This window comes from Flagellimonas pacifica, from assembly GCF_900215465.1.
In the GTDB taxonomy this organism is placed as follows: Bacteria; Bacteroidota; Bacteroidia; order Flavobacteriales; family Flavobacteriaceae; genus Flagellimonas; species Flagellimonas pacifica.
The window spans coordinates 435,719-450,958 of sequence record NZ_OBEH01000002.1 but is presented as its reverse complement, the minus strand read 5'-3'; the positions used below and the strand labels follow the sequence as shown (position 1 = coordinate 450,958).

At 37.4% G+C, this 15,240-nt stretch carries 10 protein-coding genes and 1 tRNA gene; 3 read left to right on the top strand and 8 right to left on the bottom strand.

What is annotated here, in order from left to right:
* Window positions 1-37 precede the first annotated feature (37 nt).
* From CRO15_RS07650 to CRO15_RS07640, 3 genes are read right to left on the bottom strand one after another with little or no spacing between them, the layout of a single operon-like run.
* Window positions 38-1,294, bottom strand: a complete 1,257-nt coding sequence (locus tag CRO15_RS07650) for an NAD(P)/FAD-dependent oxidoreductase (protein ID WP_097045215.1) — start codon at window positions 1,292-1,294, stop codon at window positions 38-40.
* Between the two features lies 1 nt (window position 1,295).
* Window positions 1,296-2,306, bottom strand: coding sequence for a 4-hydroxyproline epimerase (locus CRO15_RS07645; RefSeq protein WP_097045214.1), 1,011 nt, complete (start codon window positions 2,304-2,306; stop codon window positions 1,296-1,298).
* On the bottom strand, window positions 2,307-3,212 hold the full coding sequence (locus tag CRO15_RS07640; protein WP_097045213.1) for a dihydrodipicolinate synthase family protein: 906 nt from the start codon (window positions 3,210-3,212) through the stop codon (window positions 2,307-2,309).
* 130 nt (window positions 3,213-3,342) lie between these two features.
* On the opposite strand from CRO15_RS07640, the gene CRO15_RS07635 reads away from it, so the two are divergent.
* Both CRO15_RS07635 and CRO15_RS07630 read left to right on the top strand, forming a co-directional pair.
* The gene (locus CRO15_RS07635; RefSeq protein ID WP_097045212.1) at window positions 3,343-4,185 is read left to right on the top strand and encodes an AraC family transcriptional regulator; all 843 of its coding nucleotides are present in this window, start codon (window positions 3,343-3,345) and stop codon (window positions 4,183-4,185) included.
* Between the two features lie 68 nt (window positions 4,186-4,253).
* A complete protein-coding gene (locus CRO15_RS07630; protein ID WP_097045211.1) occupies window positions 4,254-5,813 on the top strand; it encodes a M28 family peptidase in 1,560 nt (519 codons plus the stop codon).
* Window positions 5,814-5,870: 57 nt separating this feature from the next.
* Here the strand turns inward: CRO15_RS07630 and CRO15_RS07625 are convergent.
* Window positions 5,871-5,946 (bottom strand) — tRNA-His (locus CRO15_RS07625).
* Window positions 5,947-6,408: 462 nt separating this feature from the next.
* Between CRO15_RS07625 and CRO15_RS07620 the strand changes: the two genes are divergently transcribed.
* Window positions 6,409-8,367, top strand: a complete 1,959-nt coding sequence (locus CRO15_RS07620; RefSeq protein ID WP_243396926.1) for an ATP-binding protein — start codon at window positions 6,409-6,411, stop codon at window positions 8,365-8,367.
* Here CRO15_RS07620 and bshB1 read toward each other — a convergent pair.
* From bshB1 to CRO15_RS07600, 4 genes are all read right to left on the bottom strand, one after another.
* The gene (gene bshB1, locus CRO15_RS07615; RefSeq protein ID WP_097045209.1) at window positions 8,364-9,086 is read right to left on the bottom strand and encodes a bacillithiol biosynthesis deacetylase BshB1; all 723 of its coding nucleotides are present in this window, start codon (window positions 9,084-9,086) and stop codon (window positions 8,364-8,366) included. The two genes, CRO15_RS07620 and bshB1, sit on opposite strands and share 4 nt — an antisense overlap.
* Window positions 9,087-9,096: 10 nt before the next feature.
* Window positions 9,097-10,266, bottom strand: a complete 1,170-nt coding sequence (locus CRO15_RS07610; protein WP_097045208.1) for a trans-sulfuration enzyme family protein — start codon at window positions 10,264-10,266, stop codon at window positions 9,097-9,099.
* 34 nt (window positions 10,267-10,300) lie between these two features.
* Complete coding sequence (locus tag CRO15_RS07605) at window positions 10,301-11,710, bottom strand: MATE family efflux transporter (RefSeq protein WP_097045207.1); 1,410 nt, start codon at window positions 11,708-11,710, stop codon at window positions 10,301-10,303.
* Between the two features lie 172 nt (window positions 11,711-11,882).
* A complete protein-coding gene (locus CRO15_RS07600) occupies window positions 11,883-15,053 on the bottom strand; it encodes a cytochrome c biogenesis protein CcsA (RefSeq protein ID WP_097045206.1) in 3,171 nt (1,056 codons plus the stop codon).
* Window positions 15,054-15,240 lie beyond the last annotated feature (187 nt).

Sequence of the window (15,240 nt, the reverse complement as noted above, 5' to 3'; positions counted from 1 at the left end):
AATTAAACAAAAGGAGTGCCAAAGAAAATGCAATCAATCAAAATCTGCGTTCGGGAGCAAAAGAATCAATATTCATGGACAGTTTTTTGTCTGAAATCAGTTCTGTGACCAATTTACCAGTAGCCGGACCCAAACTCCATCCCATCATAGCATGACCTGTTGCCAATGTCAAATTCTCAAATTGTTCGGATGTTCCTATATAGGGTAATCCATCAGGTGTAACGGGGCGTAATCCACATTGTGCGTTACTCTTGTCTTCCTCAGAAATTTTAAGACCCTCATAATAGCGCTCGGCTCCTTGTGCAATGGCGTCTACTCTTTTTTTTCTAATAGTATGGTTGATTCCGGAAAATTCCATTGTACCGGCAAAACGTGTATATCCTTGCATAGGTGTAACGGCCATTTTTGCTTCCATCAAAATAGCAGGCATAGAAATGTTTGTTGGGCTCTCAACATTTATACGATATCCTTTTCCAGCTTGCAATGGTAATTTTATATTCATTTTTTTTGAAAGCATGGAAGTCCAAGAACCGGCTGCAAAAACCACTTCATCTGCTGAGTAACTGGCCTTATTGGTTTTTATCTCTGTGATTTTATTTCCATTGACAGAAACATCCAAAACTTCTTCGTTTTTATTGATTTTCACCCCACACTTGGGCAAATAATCAATCATCCGTTCCATAAATTGCGTGGGAGTGGTATGTCCGTCACATTCATAGTGCACTGCTCCCAAAGCATTAAATTTAACATTTGGCTCTACTTTGTTTAAGCCATCACTATCTAAGTTGGTTACTTCTAACCCCATATCACTTGCTATGCGCGCAACCATCATTTCATGGTCTCCTTCTTTTTGAGTCTGGTATACCATTAAAAGTCCTTTCCGTTCTAAATGAAAATCCCCTAGATCTCCAGAGTTTTTTATGTCTTCAAAAAGTTCGCGACTCAGCAAATTAATATTTTTAATTAACGGCATAGCCAGCTTTACCTTTGCAGTTGTTGATGATTTTTTAAAATACCACGCCCATTTCATAAAATCCAAATCCAACCTTGGTTTCATGTAAAACGGACTGACAGGGTTGAACATATACTTGATTCCTTTCGAAATCATTCCAGGAGAAGCCAAGGGAATAATATGGCTAGGAGTTATATAACCAGCATTGACATAAGATGCTCCCCAATTCATTTCTGATTTGTCCAAAACAGTCACATTATGCCCTTCTTTTTGTAAATAATAAGCGGAAGAAAGACCTACTATCCCCCCTCCTACTATAATTACATTTTTATTTTTGCCCATATTATATCACTTGGAATCCATGTGCATAGGGATCATCTTCCGTATCAATGGTTATAGTATTTCTACCATAAATTTTTGCCCATCCCTGAACACTGGGAACAATCGCTTTTTTGCCATTGAGCATAGTCTCTTGTTCTATCTTTCCAACAAATTTAGAGCCTATATAACTTTCATGCACATATTCTTCCCCTAATTTTAGCATTCCTTTAGCATGTAATTGTGCCATTCGGGCTGAAGTACCTGTTCCGCATGGGGACCTATCTATGGCCTTGTCTCCATAAAAAACAGCATTTCTTCCTGAAGAACTTTCATCAATGGGATTCCCTGTCCAAAGCATATGGGAAACGCCATTTATATTTAGATTTTCTGGATGGATAAATGTTGAAGGATATTTTTCATTGATTGTTTTCCTGACTTCTTGTGAAAATTGAACCAATTGACTCGCGGTAAAATCATGTACGCCAGAAAAGTTTTTTTGTGGATCAACAATGGCATAAAAATTTCCACCAAATGCCACATCAAAAGTTAACTCACCCAAAGCCGAACTAATTACAGTAAGATTTTCAGCTGCTAAATAACTTTTTACATTGGTGAGTTTTACCCACTCCACTTTCTCTTCTGGTTTATGATAGTCAATTTCTACCAATCCGGCCGGAGCCTCCATTCTAACTTTCCCTGGTACGTTAGGTTTTATCAACCCTTCTTCTATAGCAATGGTCATGGTACCTATTGTTCCATGACCACACATGGGCAGACATCCGCTAGTCTCTATAAAGAGTACTGCAACATCATTTTCTGGGTTATGAGGAGGGTAAAGCACACTTCCACTCATCATATCATGGCCTCTGGGTTCAAACATCAAGCCCGTCCTAATCCAGTCGAACTCTTTCATAAAATATTGCCGCTTTTCCTCCATGGTATCCCCCTTTAATTGAGGACCACCTTCCATAACCAATCTAACGGGGTTTCCGCAGGTATGTGCATCAATACATTTAAACGTATGTATACTCATTTACAATACTGGGATTTCTGGTCTTGTTCTTACACCTTCTTCTATAATTGATATCACTCTATCACGCTCTTTTCCTTGAAGTGGAAGTCTAGGTAAACGGACATTTTCAGTTCCAATCCCCGTCGCAACCTCTGCCAACTTAATGTTCTGTACCAATTGAGGATTGATATCAAGTTCCAACAACGGCATAAACCAACGATAAATTGCAGTGGCCTCCGCTATTCTGCCGGCTTTTACCAATTCGCAAATGGCTACGGTTTCTCTTGGAAAAGCACATACTAAACCAGCTACCCATCCATCAGCACCCATTAAGATACTTTCCATTGCCAATGTATCAACTCCGCTCAAAATCTTTAGCCTGTTGCCAAATCTATTTCTTATCCGGGTAATATTGGTAATATCCCTTGTAGACTCTTTAACAGCTTGAATATTGTCGTTTTTCAGCAGTTCCTCAAACATATCTAAGGTAACCTCTATTTTGTAATCTACAGGATTATTGTATACCATTATAGGAAGTGATGTACTTTTAGCAACCGCTTCAAAATAGGCCATTGTTTCGTAATCTGTAGAATTATATCGCATTGGTGGAAGCATCATGAGTCCACTTGCACCATACTTTTCAGCATTTTCAGCAGCTTTGATTGCCCTTTTCGTTGTTTGTTCAGCGATATTCATCACCACTGGGATTTTTCCGGCAACCAAATCTACCGTACTTTCAATAAGTTTCTTTTTTTCATCTTCCTCAAGTGTACTCGCTTCTCCCAATGTACCTCCCAAAATGATTCCGCTTACGCCGGCATCTATTTGTGCTTTTATATTAACAGAAAACATCTCCAAATCCAATGTGTCTTCATTGGTGAATTTTGTAGTAACGGCTGGCATTACACCCTCCCATTCAAATTGCATCATAATAATTTAATTTGCACCAAAAGTAGTTCATCAATTTTGGAAGGAATTCCTGAAAATTAACCAATAATAATACTATATTATCTATATATACCAATAAATATACATTTTTTAGGTAATTTTGATTCATATGAAGGTGTATGCTTTTAGAATTCCCAAAAAACCTGGGGAAAATATTGTTGTTCAACTGGACAAAGGCCCCGTTTTTTTTGACAAACTTCATCAACATGAAGAAATTCAAATAAGTCAGATCATTAATGGAAAAGGGAAGTTAATTGTTGGGGATAGTGTTCATTCATTTGAAAATGGAGATTTTTTTGTAATTGGCAGTGGAATCCCTCATCTCTTTAAAAGCATTGAAGGAGAAGAGGATTCTCATATGATTTCTCTATTTTTTTCTAAAGACTCCTTTGGCTCTTCTTTTTTTGAAAATCAAGAAATGTATGACCTAAAAAGCTTTTTCACCCATTCAGAATCTGGATTCAAGTTGGAGTCCAAAAACAATATGGTTCAAGGTTATATGGAGGACATTGTTACAATGGGGAATTTTTCAAGATTCATCCATTTTTTACAATTACTGAAAAAGGTCAGTTCACTTCATAAAATAAAGCTTTCCAATTTTGTTCATCCAAAAGAAATATCGAATGATCAAGGGGAAAGACTTCGTTCAGTATATGACTTTGTAATGAGAAATTTCAATCAAAAAATAGAGCTTGAAATGATTTCAGAACTTGTACATATGACGCCCAATGCATTTTGTCGCTTTTTTAAGCAACGGACCAACAAAACTTTCTTTAAATTTTTGATTGAGGTTCGGGTAGAACATGCCTGCCAATTACTCTTGCACAATCATGACCTAACAGTAGCGGATATAGCAAACCTATCAGGATTCAATTCTATTTCAAATTTCAACAGAAAGTTCAAGGAAATTAAAGGTATGAATCCTTTAATGTTTACAAAGCAACTGAATTAAATGCTTGTTAAAGAGCATGTCAGTTATTTCTGTTTCGCTATTTTTGGCAAATTATCAAACAAACTTAAATGAAAAAAATACTCTTGGTTGTTGTTGGATTGGCATTTTCATGCAATTCTTCACAAAAAACAGTTGATAGTCAAAATACTATTTCAAAAAATCCGGTTGATCCAATTCCCTACGCTCAAACTATTACTCAAGATGAGCTCAAAGAACATCTTTATGTCTATGCTTCTGATGAATTTGAAGGAAGAGAAACAGGAAAACCAGGGCAAAAAAAGGCTGTTCAATACCTTAAGAATGAGTATGAAAAACTTGACATTCCAGCCGCAAAGGCAAATGGTGATTATTTTCAGAATGTGCCATTGGAAATAGCTCATGTTCCAAATGGGGATATCACAATTAACGGCACTACATTTAAACTTGGAGAAGATGTTTTGACATTTTCTTCTGCAATTGGCGATTATAATGGAATTGTATATGCAGGCTTCGGCGTTGAGGAAGGTGACTATTCGGACTATGGTGGCTTAGATGTAAAAGGTAAATTGGTGTTAATCAAAGCAGGAGAACCCATTAACACTGACGGCACTTACACCCTTTCTGGAACAACTGAAAAATCAGTGTGGAGTAATATGTCCGAAGCCATGGGCAAAAAGACTACTATAGCTGCCGATAAGGGAGCTAAAGGAATTTTATATTTTGACCCACAAAATTTTTCAAGGTATAAGGGTTATTTTGAATTCATGAAAAACAACAAAGGTGGAAAAATGTCTCTTAAAGAAGAAGTTTCCAATAATTTTGTTATTCTCCTCAATGAAAAGCCTGCCGCTTCTTTATTAAAAGATGTTAAGAGTAGTAACACTCCAAAAAATCTAGCTTCCAATATCAAACTCAATATTACAAGTGGTAACGAGTCTGTTAACTCTGAGAATGTAGTAGCTCTTCTTAAAGGAACTGAAAAGCCAAATGAGTATGTGGTAGTGTCTTCGCATTTGGATCATATTGGAGTTACGGCAGATGGGCAAATAAACAATGGAGCTGATGATGACGGTTCTGGTAGTGTAGCTTTATTGGAAATTGCCGAAGCGTTTAAAAAAGCTGCGGAAAATGGACATGGCCCAAAGCGTTCCATAGTGTTTTTGCATGTTACCGGGGAAGAAAAAGGCCTTTTGGGATCTAGATACTATACAGACTATGATCCCATTTTACCTTTATCACAAACTGTTGCCAACTTAAATATTGATATGATCGGTAGAATTGACCCTAAAAGAGAAGGGAATAGAAATTATATCTATTTGATCGGTTCTGATAAATTGAGCAAGGAATTGCACAATCTTTCTGAAGAAATAAACGAAAAATATGCCAATATAGAATTGGACTATAAATATAATGATGAAAATGATCCCAATAGATTTTACTATAGAAGTGATCATTATAACTTTGCCAAAAACAATATTCCCATAATTTTTTATTTTAACGGAACCCACGCCGATTATCATAGGCCCGGAGATACTCCAGATAAAATTAACTATGACCTGTTGGAAAATAGAACCCGGCTTGTATTTCACACAGCCTGGGAAGTTGCCAATAGAGAAAATAAGATTATGGTGGACAAAGCTTCTAAATAGTACACTGGATTGAGTTCCAGAAACAAAAAAGCCCCCTTTAAAAAGGGGGCTTTTTTTGGGTGGAAGACCGGGTTCGAACCGGCGACCTCTGGAACCACAATCCAGCGCTCTAACCAACTGAGCTACAACCACCATTTAAAGCGGATGCAAAAATACCTTTTTTTATTAATTCAATCAAAATAATTTAAGCTTTAGGTTAAAAGAAAAACATAATGTTTTAATGGCCATACTCTTATTCAAAAAATAAATTAAGTTTTATAATCATAAAAAAAAGCATATATCTTCATAGTCAATTTGTTATCTCTTCTTTGGCAGATTTTTATTCCTCAGTTGTATTATTTTGCCAAAACATCGATGAAACACCTGTTTTGTAAGTTAAAACACACATTTTTTGGTGTTTCACAACATTTACTTCCTTAGAAAAACATGTAAGTATATTTTTACTCCAATAGATTTTAAAAATCTCATGTCCCAAAAAGTACATTCTACAAAGCCAAAAAATCTACTTGGAAAAGTGGTCATGGTTTTTTGTTTTCTTCTTTTTAGCTTTTCTATTGCTGCTCAAACTAACAAAAGGGATAGCATCTTGTTTAAAATGAAAAGATTGGAATCTGCCAATCGGTTTAACCCAAAGGATACCACCCATATAGATTTGCTTACCAATCTTGCATCTTCCTATAGGTTCATTAACAACGATAGTTTATATTCTATTTCCCAAAGAGCACTTTCTCTCAGCAGGGCTGTAAAATTTGATCATGGTGAAATAAATTCACTTATTAATATAGGTAGATTCCATACCGATGAGGGCAATATTGAAAAATCAGTGCAGGTACTTAAAAAAGCTCTTAAACTAGCCAGAAAAACTAGGGACAAAGAATGTGAGCTAAATATCATCAATGGATTAGCGTTGGGTTATAGCTATAATGGTAATCATGCAGAAGCGCTAAACCTTTACCTAAAGGGAATTGATGTTGCCAAGCAAGTTGGTAGCAAACAAATGTTATCTATTTTAAACGAAAACATTGCCACATTATATGCCGATCAAAAGGATTTTGACAACGCTCTTATTTTTTATGATACGGTTCAAGCCATAAACCGAGAACTAGGGAATGAGATTATAAATGCAGAGACGCAAAGTAATATGGCGTCATTGTATAAGGATGCCAAGAACTTTGAGTACGCCATGTTCAACATAAACAAAAGTATCACTGCTTTTGAAAAGCATAAAATTTATGAATGGTTGGCCTATGCTTACGAGGTAAAAGGAAGTATTTATTTGGAACAAGAAAAATACCAGTGGGCCCTATATTGGTATGACCAAAGTATTATGCTTCACAATCAGCAATTGGATGATGAACGAGAGAAAATCCAATTACTCAATGGTATGTCCAAAGTATACCTTGGGTTAGGTAAAGACAGTATTTCTATGAAGTATGCCAATGAAGGACTAAATCTGTCAAAAAAAATTAAATCGTTACAAGGACAGATAGATTGTTCTGAAACATTATACCAACTGCACAAAAAGAAGGAAGAACATGTTGTGGCATTATCACATTTAGAAACTTTTAAAAAGCTATCAGACTCTCTTTTTAAAGATAAGAACAAACAAAGTCTTTCCTTGTTAAAGACAAAACTTCAATATGAACAAGAAAAAAGTGAGCTCATAAAAAACAATGAAGCTGCCTTGGCCAAACAAAGAAACTATATCTATTTTGCCATAATAATCTTATTGATCTTAAGTGTTATAACATTCTTGGTGAGGCGCAGTGGACAAATTCAAAAAAAGCTCAACAAAGAACTACATGAAAAGTCTGAGGTCGTTATTGAACGAGAAACTCAATTGAATGAAATCAACAAAACAAAGACAAAATTATTTTCAATCATTGGGCACGATCTTAGAGGACCAATTGGCGCATTACAGGGAATGCTCAAGTTGTTTACTGATGGTGAAATAGGAAAGGATGAATTCTTGGCATTTATACCCAAGTTAAAATCTGACGTTGAAAATATATCATTTGCTCTGAACAATTTATTGTCCTGGGGGCAGTCTCAGCTCAATGGTGTTGTTACCAAACCCAAAAGAGTTTCTTTGGACAAAATAGTGGGTGCAAACATTAAATTATTGTCAGAAATTGCCTCACGAAAGTCTATTAAAATTATGAATCAGTTACCTGAAAACCCATTGATTTGGGCAGACCAAAACCAGATTGATATCGTAATCAGGAACTTGCTGAGCAATGCTATAAAGTTTACTCCAGAAAATGGACTTATCACCATTGAAGCGGAAGAGAAAAGAGATATGTGGCAAATTATGATTCGTGATACAGGTATTGGAATGAACAAGGAAATTCAGAAAAAAATCTTTGAAGATGCATCCAATATAACCACTTACGGAACTAATAATGAGCGTGGTACCGGATTAGGTCTTTCACTCTGCAAAGAAATGATCCTGAAAAACAAAGGTGAGATTTGGGTTGAAAGTGTCCTTCGTAAAGGAACCACTTTCTATTTCACCGTACCCAAAGCTGAGAATAGATATCAAAGGGCCAGTTAGATCAAGCTATCCAGATTATCCACAGCAACAAATCTTTCCACTGTAAAACCTTCGGCATGCTCCACGCCAACCAGTCTTCCCAAATCCCTAGCTCTATAAATCACACTATCAATAAAATTTTTACTGCTAATAGGAGTTTCAGGCTCATCGCTATCAGGGTCAAAAAACTGTGAGCTATAGGCAAGAATAGCTTCAGTCTTTTTCTCAACAAACCCAGAGACATCAACCACAAAATCGGGATCAAGATTTTTCCACTGTATAAAATGATATACCACTTTTGGTCGCCAAGCATCTTGCCACTGACCATCTCCCTCCATTTTCGTATCAATTTTAACCAACCCGCTCAAAAAACAAGCATCACTTACCAGTTTACTTCCTTTAGGGTGATCAATATGTCGGTCATCAATAGCATTGCAGAGCACAATTTCAGGTTTATATTTTCTAATGATTTTAATAATTTCTAGTTGATGCGCCTTGTCGTTTACAAAAAAACCATCGGCAAATTCCACATTCTCCCGAACAGCTATACCCAAAATTTTGGCAGCCTTTGCAGCTTCTTTATCTCTAATTTCGGCGGATCCCCTTGTTCCCAATTCTCCTCGGGTCAAATCGATAATCCCAACTTTCTTTCCTCTTGAAACTTCTTTGGCTATTGTGCCTCCTGCGCCTAGTTCAGCATCATCTGGATGGGCTCCAAATACTAAAATGTCTAATTTCATGTACTATCTTTTATGCAGGCACCTGCATAGATTTAACTTGATTAATCGCCTGTTCAATATCTTGAATCAAATCCTCGGTTTCCTCAATACCCAATGAAAATCTAATCAGGGAGTCCTTGATTCCTTGTTTTTCCCTGTCCCCAGGGCTCATTAAGGCATGTGATGTCTTGGTGGGTGAAAGTACGGTACTTTCAATTCCTGCAAGACTCATTGACGGTTTAATAAGCTTTAATTGTTTGAAAAACTGAGAAACATCTATGCCAGAATGTAATTCAAATGAGAGCATCCCGCCAAAACCGTTCATCTGCGACTTAGCCAAATCATGATCAGGATGTATTTCCAGTCCTGGATAGTATACATTTTCCACATCATCACTTACCGACAAGTATTTGGCCATTTTCATCGCATTCTCATTTTGTGCTTTTACCCGGATTCCCATGGTTTTGATACTGCGTTCCAAAAGCCAAACGGTATAATCACTTAAACTGCCACCAAAACAAATAGCTGTTTGAAAAATCTTTTCCATGTTTTCATTGGAAGTAGCCACAACACCTGCACATATATCAGAATGCCCTCCCATATACTTGGTGGCACTATGGAGTACTACATCAATTCCAAAATTGCCGGGGTTTTGATTTATGGGACTTGCAAAGGTGTTATCAATCATTGTCAAAAGGCCCCGTGACTTTGCCAACTGGGCAATACCTTTCAAATCCGTAACGGTCAACAAAGGATTTGATGGTGTCTCGATGAAAATGACCTTCGTATTCGGTTTTATCTCTTTTTCAAAATCGGGAATGCCCCATCCATTGGTAAATGAAAAGGAGATTCCATATTTCTCCAACTGGGTAACGGCAAAATTATAAGTTCCACCATATAGTGTTTGTTGAAAAACAACGTGATCACCGGCCTGAAGAAAAGACATTAATGCCGTACTTATCGCAGCCATTCCGCTGCCAAAAATCATGGCAGCTTCGGTGTTTTCCAAAGCTGCCAATTTTTTACCCAATGCTTCTTGATTGGGCGTATTAAAGTATCTCGGATAACGTTTAACCTCAACATCCTCAAATTCATAAGAAGTGCTCATGTACAATGGCGAAACAGCACCTTTAAACTCCTTGTCCTTTAATTCGCCTACGTGTGCACAGATGGTATTTACGCCTTTTTTAGGGGTTTTCATCTCTTTAAAATTTATCCTAAAGATACAAAACCACTTATACTTGAACTTGCTTCCAGTTTCCTTTTTTAAACCAGATTATTGCCATGACCGCCAATAGGACTTCTGCCGCTGTAATTGCAATAAATACTCCTTTGGCCCCCCAATCCAATACCAATGCTGCCACATAGGCTATGGGTAATTGAAACATCCAAAAAGAGAAGAAATTGATCTTAGTTGGTGTTTTGGTATCTCCAGCTCCGTTAAAAGCTTGGGTAACCACCATGCCATAAGCATAAAACACATAGCCTACGGCTATAATCTGTAGGCAAAGCGCCCCATTTTCAACAACATTTGGTTTAGTATTGAAGAGAGAAATGATATCCTGGGCGAATATTAAATAAACCAAAGAAACCAATCCCATAAAATAGGCATTGTATTTTCCAGTTTTCCACACAGAGGCTTCTGCCCTATCCGGTTTCTGTGCTCCCAAATTCTGACCAACCAGGGTAGCCGCAGCATTGCTCATGCCCCAAGATGGCATTAAAGTGAACATAATCACCCTAATGGCAATGGTGTATCCCGCCAAAACTTCACTACCAAACTCTGACATGATTCGCATTAAAAATACCCAGCTAGAAGTACCAATCAAAAATTGGGCTATTCCACCTATGGATACCCTAATTAAATTAAGCATTACCTTTAGGTCAATCACCAAATTCTTTACAGTCAATTTTATTTTACCCCAACCAAAAAATAGAATTCCCAATTGAAACAACACTGCAGTTCCACGGCCAATATTGGTGGCAATAGCTGCTCCCATAACTCCATATTCTGGAATTGGGCCCAAACCAAATATAAAAATAGGGTCAAGGATAATATTCAATCCGTTGGACAGCACCAATGCCCACATTGCAATTGAAGCATCTCCTGCACCACGAAATATAGCATTGATCAGGAATAAGAGCATGATGGTGATATTGCCACCAATCAAAAATTTTGTATACCCATACCCTTCGGCAATCAAATCTGGTTCACCACCCATTAAGGCCAATATTTCTTTGGCATATAGGATTCCAACTATTCCAAGGAGAATTGAAATCAGTACGCCCAAACCTATAGCTTGAACTGCGGCGATTCTGGCTCCATCAACATCCTTCTCTCCTATTCTACGTGCCACTACCGCTGTTGCAGCCATACTTAAACCAATGGCCAATGCATATATCAAAGTAATAACAGACTCCGTTAGGCCAATTGTTGCCACTGCATTAACACTAACCTGCGAAACATAAGCAATGTCCACAAGCGCAAAGATGGATTCCATAAGCATTTCCAGAATCATGGGAATGGAAAGCATAAAAATTGCCTTTCGGATGCTTCCAGAAGTAAACTCTGTTTCTTTTCCAGTAACGGCAATCCAGAAATAATTAAGTAATTGTTTAAAAGGAGGTATATTGAAATTTGTCATTTTATAAAAATTATGTGTGAAAAAAGAGTGTAAATGTCACAAGACCGAAAAAGAGTTTCGGTTATTTTTTTGGCTTAAAGCCAATGGTGACATCTATTGAATACATAATTCTTATAACTTCATGATGGCACAAAGATGCACTTTTTTTTTGAAGTTCAATGAAAACCGGAGATTATTTAACGTAGTGGGTCCTGTATCTCCATAGGCTCATAACCCCCAAAACAAACACACCAAATACGGTATACCAGATAAAGGATGGGGTTATCACTTGATCACCACTGGCATAGCTATGTAGTCCTACCAAGTAAAAATTAACTCCGAAATAGGTCATCATAATACTGCCATAGGCAACCACACTCATAAAATTATAAATCCACTTACCTCGCAATCCAGGAACCAAACGCATGTGTAGAACAAATGCATAAATCATAATGGAAATAAGTGCCCAAGTTTCTTTGGGATCCCATCCCCAATAGCGGCCCCAGCTCTCATTGGCCCATTGACCTCCCAAAAAGTTGCCGATGGTCAACATCATTAATCCCACGTTCATGGACAATTCATTGATAATGGTCAACTCTTCAAGGTTGACCCCCATCTTTTTCTTATTCTTTTTAGTAGTAAGCATAATCAGAATCAAGGAAACCACACCCAAGATCATACTTACAGTTAGGGGACCGTAACTGCCCACGATTATCGGCACATGAATCACTACCCAATAACTGTCCAATACAGGCACCAAATTGGCAATTGCAGGGTCTATCCAACTTTGATGGGCAATAAACAGATATATAGAAGACACAAAGGCGCTAGCGGCCAAGGTAAGATCACTCTTTCTCGTAAAAAGCAAGCCCATTCCCATAGCTGCCCAAGACACATACAAAATACTTTCATAGGCATCGCTCCAAGGTGCATGGCCAGAGATATACCATCGTAGCACCAACCCAGCAGTATGCCAAATAAACAATAGTATCACAGTGCCCTTAAGTAAATATGTGGCTGCTTTTAAAAATTCTCGTTCCTTAAAAATTTGAAACACAAGGATTATGAACAGGAATACTGCTACAATAGCGTAATATTGGTACAACCTATTGAAAATGTCCAGTTTGTTGTATAAAATTTCCGTTTGGATTTTTTGTTCAGCCGGAAGAACTTCTGCTCCGTGATTTTTTTGGTTCTGTTTGAAAGCTTCCAACAATTTATCAGGCTGCGAATAATCATTTGAAGCAATAGCACTTTTCAAGGTACCCAAATAATAGGGCATTGCATTTTTAATGAAATTGGAATATAACGAATCAGAAACCTGATATTGTCCAGAACGGTACTCAACAGCCGAAATCCATTTGTTATTCTCATCATTTAACAATGGAAAGATTTTAATAATTTGTCCGCTCAAAGCAATATCCAACAGATTTAATCTCTCAAAAATCTTCTTAAAATCCTTTTCAAAGCTGGATGGGTTGGTAGTTGAAGTAGCCTTCTCTACATAAGTCTTCAACTTAAAATTACCCTTGGCATCAAAAAAATCCGTTGCCTTTACATATTTAGTTCCTTTAGGAACACCGATAATCTTGCGTATGCTGTCATTCTCTCTCTTGGCAAGTTTAATGAACTCTGTATTATACCAAACACCAGGGTTCATCATCATAGAAAGAAACACTTGGTTGGCCGTTAAACCTTCATAAGTATTTTTCTCACTCAGTTTCCTAAGAACTTCAGAAGCAAAAGTGTGAATAGGTTTCATTCTACCTCCCTCATCCTGAATGACCAGTGCCCCAAACTTTTCAGCATGTTCCTCTGCAACAATGGTAGACTTAATAATGGAATCTACTTGTTGTTGTGTGGGAAGATTTGCATGTTCATGGGCATCGGTATCATTTTGTTGGGCTGTAACCAATGAAGTTGCCATAAAAAATGCCATTACCCCCAAGGCAGCCTTTTTCTTCTTCACTTTTTCCAGGGCTTTTCCCAAATCGCGAAAACGGGTCTTTCCAAAAAACATGATGCCCATCAACCCAATATAGAGTAAAAAGTAACCTATATAGGTTATCCATGTCCCCCAAAAATCATGATTAACGGATAATACGGTTCCTTTCTCATCTGGATGGAAACTAGATTGAAAAAAGCGATATCCTCTGTGATCCAGAATATGGTTCATGAAGATATCATAATCAAATGGGCGTTCATCCTCAATGGTCACTTTGCTCATAAATGATTTATATCCCGATTCGGTTCCTGGGTATTTTTCAGCAATGAAATCATTTAATTTAATTGAAAATGGAAGTTCGTACACTTTAGATCCATAACTAAGGGAAAAATCCAGTCCGCCAACTTTAATCTTGTCAGAGAAATTGGAAGTCCCCTTGCTTCCCAATAATTTTTGCTCCACAGTTTCGCCATTTACCGATATGGAAACCACTAAAGCATCCTGGGTTACCTCGGTAACTTCATTTTCAGGGACTTTTACAATTCCGTAACTACCTTTAATCAATGGCTCAGGAATCACAAACTGCATTCCCGCCATATTGTAGAGTGAGCGTAACTGCAATGCTTGTATGCTATCGCTGATGATTTCTCCTTGAAATTGATCAGCCATGCGCATAAAATTACCATCAAACGGCGATTTTATCTGATAGTTGTCTCCATCAGAAAAGATATTGATAGCACCGTTGGTTTCTTTGTTCAAAGAAAACAAAACGTTATGGATACTGGCCACCTTGCCATTCTCTAAATAGTGTTCATGGCGTTGTCCATCCCCAGCTTCAACAATCTTCAAGTATTCTTGTCCATTCTCATCAGGAATCAATCCTTCTTCTGCTCCACCAATAAAATCTACATAGGAAATGGTAAAGAGTTGGCCGTTAAAATCGGATTTCCATGGCAAGGTAGATTTCATTCCTTCGGTAGTAACAATCAAATCGTCCTCCAGAACCTTACGTTTTACTTCTCCGTTAATTTCACCATCAACAAAAGCTGTCAAATAGGTTTTATCAGAAAAAAAACGGTTCTCCGAAGTCCCCTCACGAATAGGCATCATACCTTCATAGCTTATATATCTTGTTACAAAAGCTCCCAAAATAATCAGCACCCAAGACAGGTGGAGTACAAGAACCGGCCACTTTTTCCAACTCAATAGGTTATACCTGAAGATATTCCCTATAAAATTGATCATAAAAAAGACCATTACGGCCTCAAACCAAGTAGCATTATAAATATAAATTCTAGCTGTTTCCGTGCTGTACCAACTTTCCACAAAAGTTCCCATAGCCATTGCAGCGGCAAAAACCAAAAATAGGGTGGCCATAAGTCTTGTAGAAAAAAGGGTCTTTTTAAGGATGTCTATCATCTAGGTTGAAGATGTGTTTTTCAGCTTGCAAAAATAAGCTATTTAGGGAGAAAAAATTCTTAAAAGACAATAAGCTTTGAAGAACCCACACGAAAAATTTTGCCCATACAACGACTACCTCAACTTTTACATTGTGATAATCAAATATGGGCAAATTGGGATGTTGTATTTTCTACTTCATAGCAAT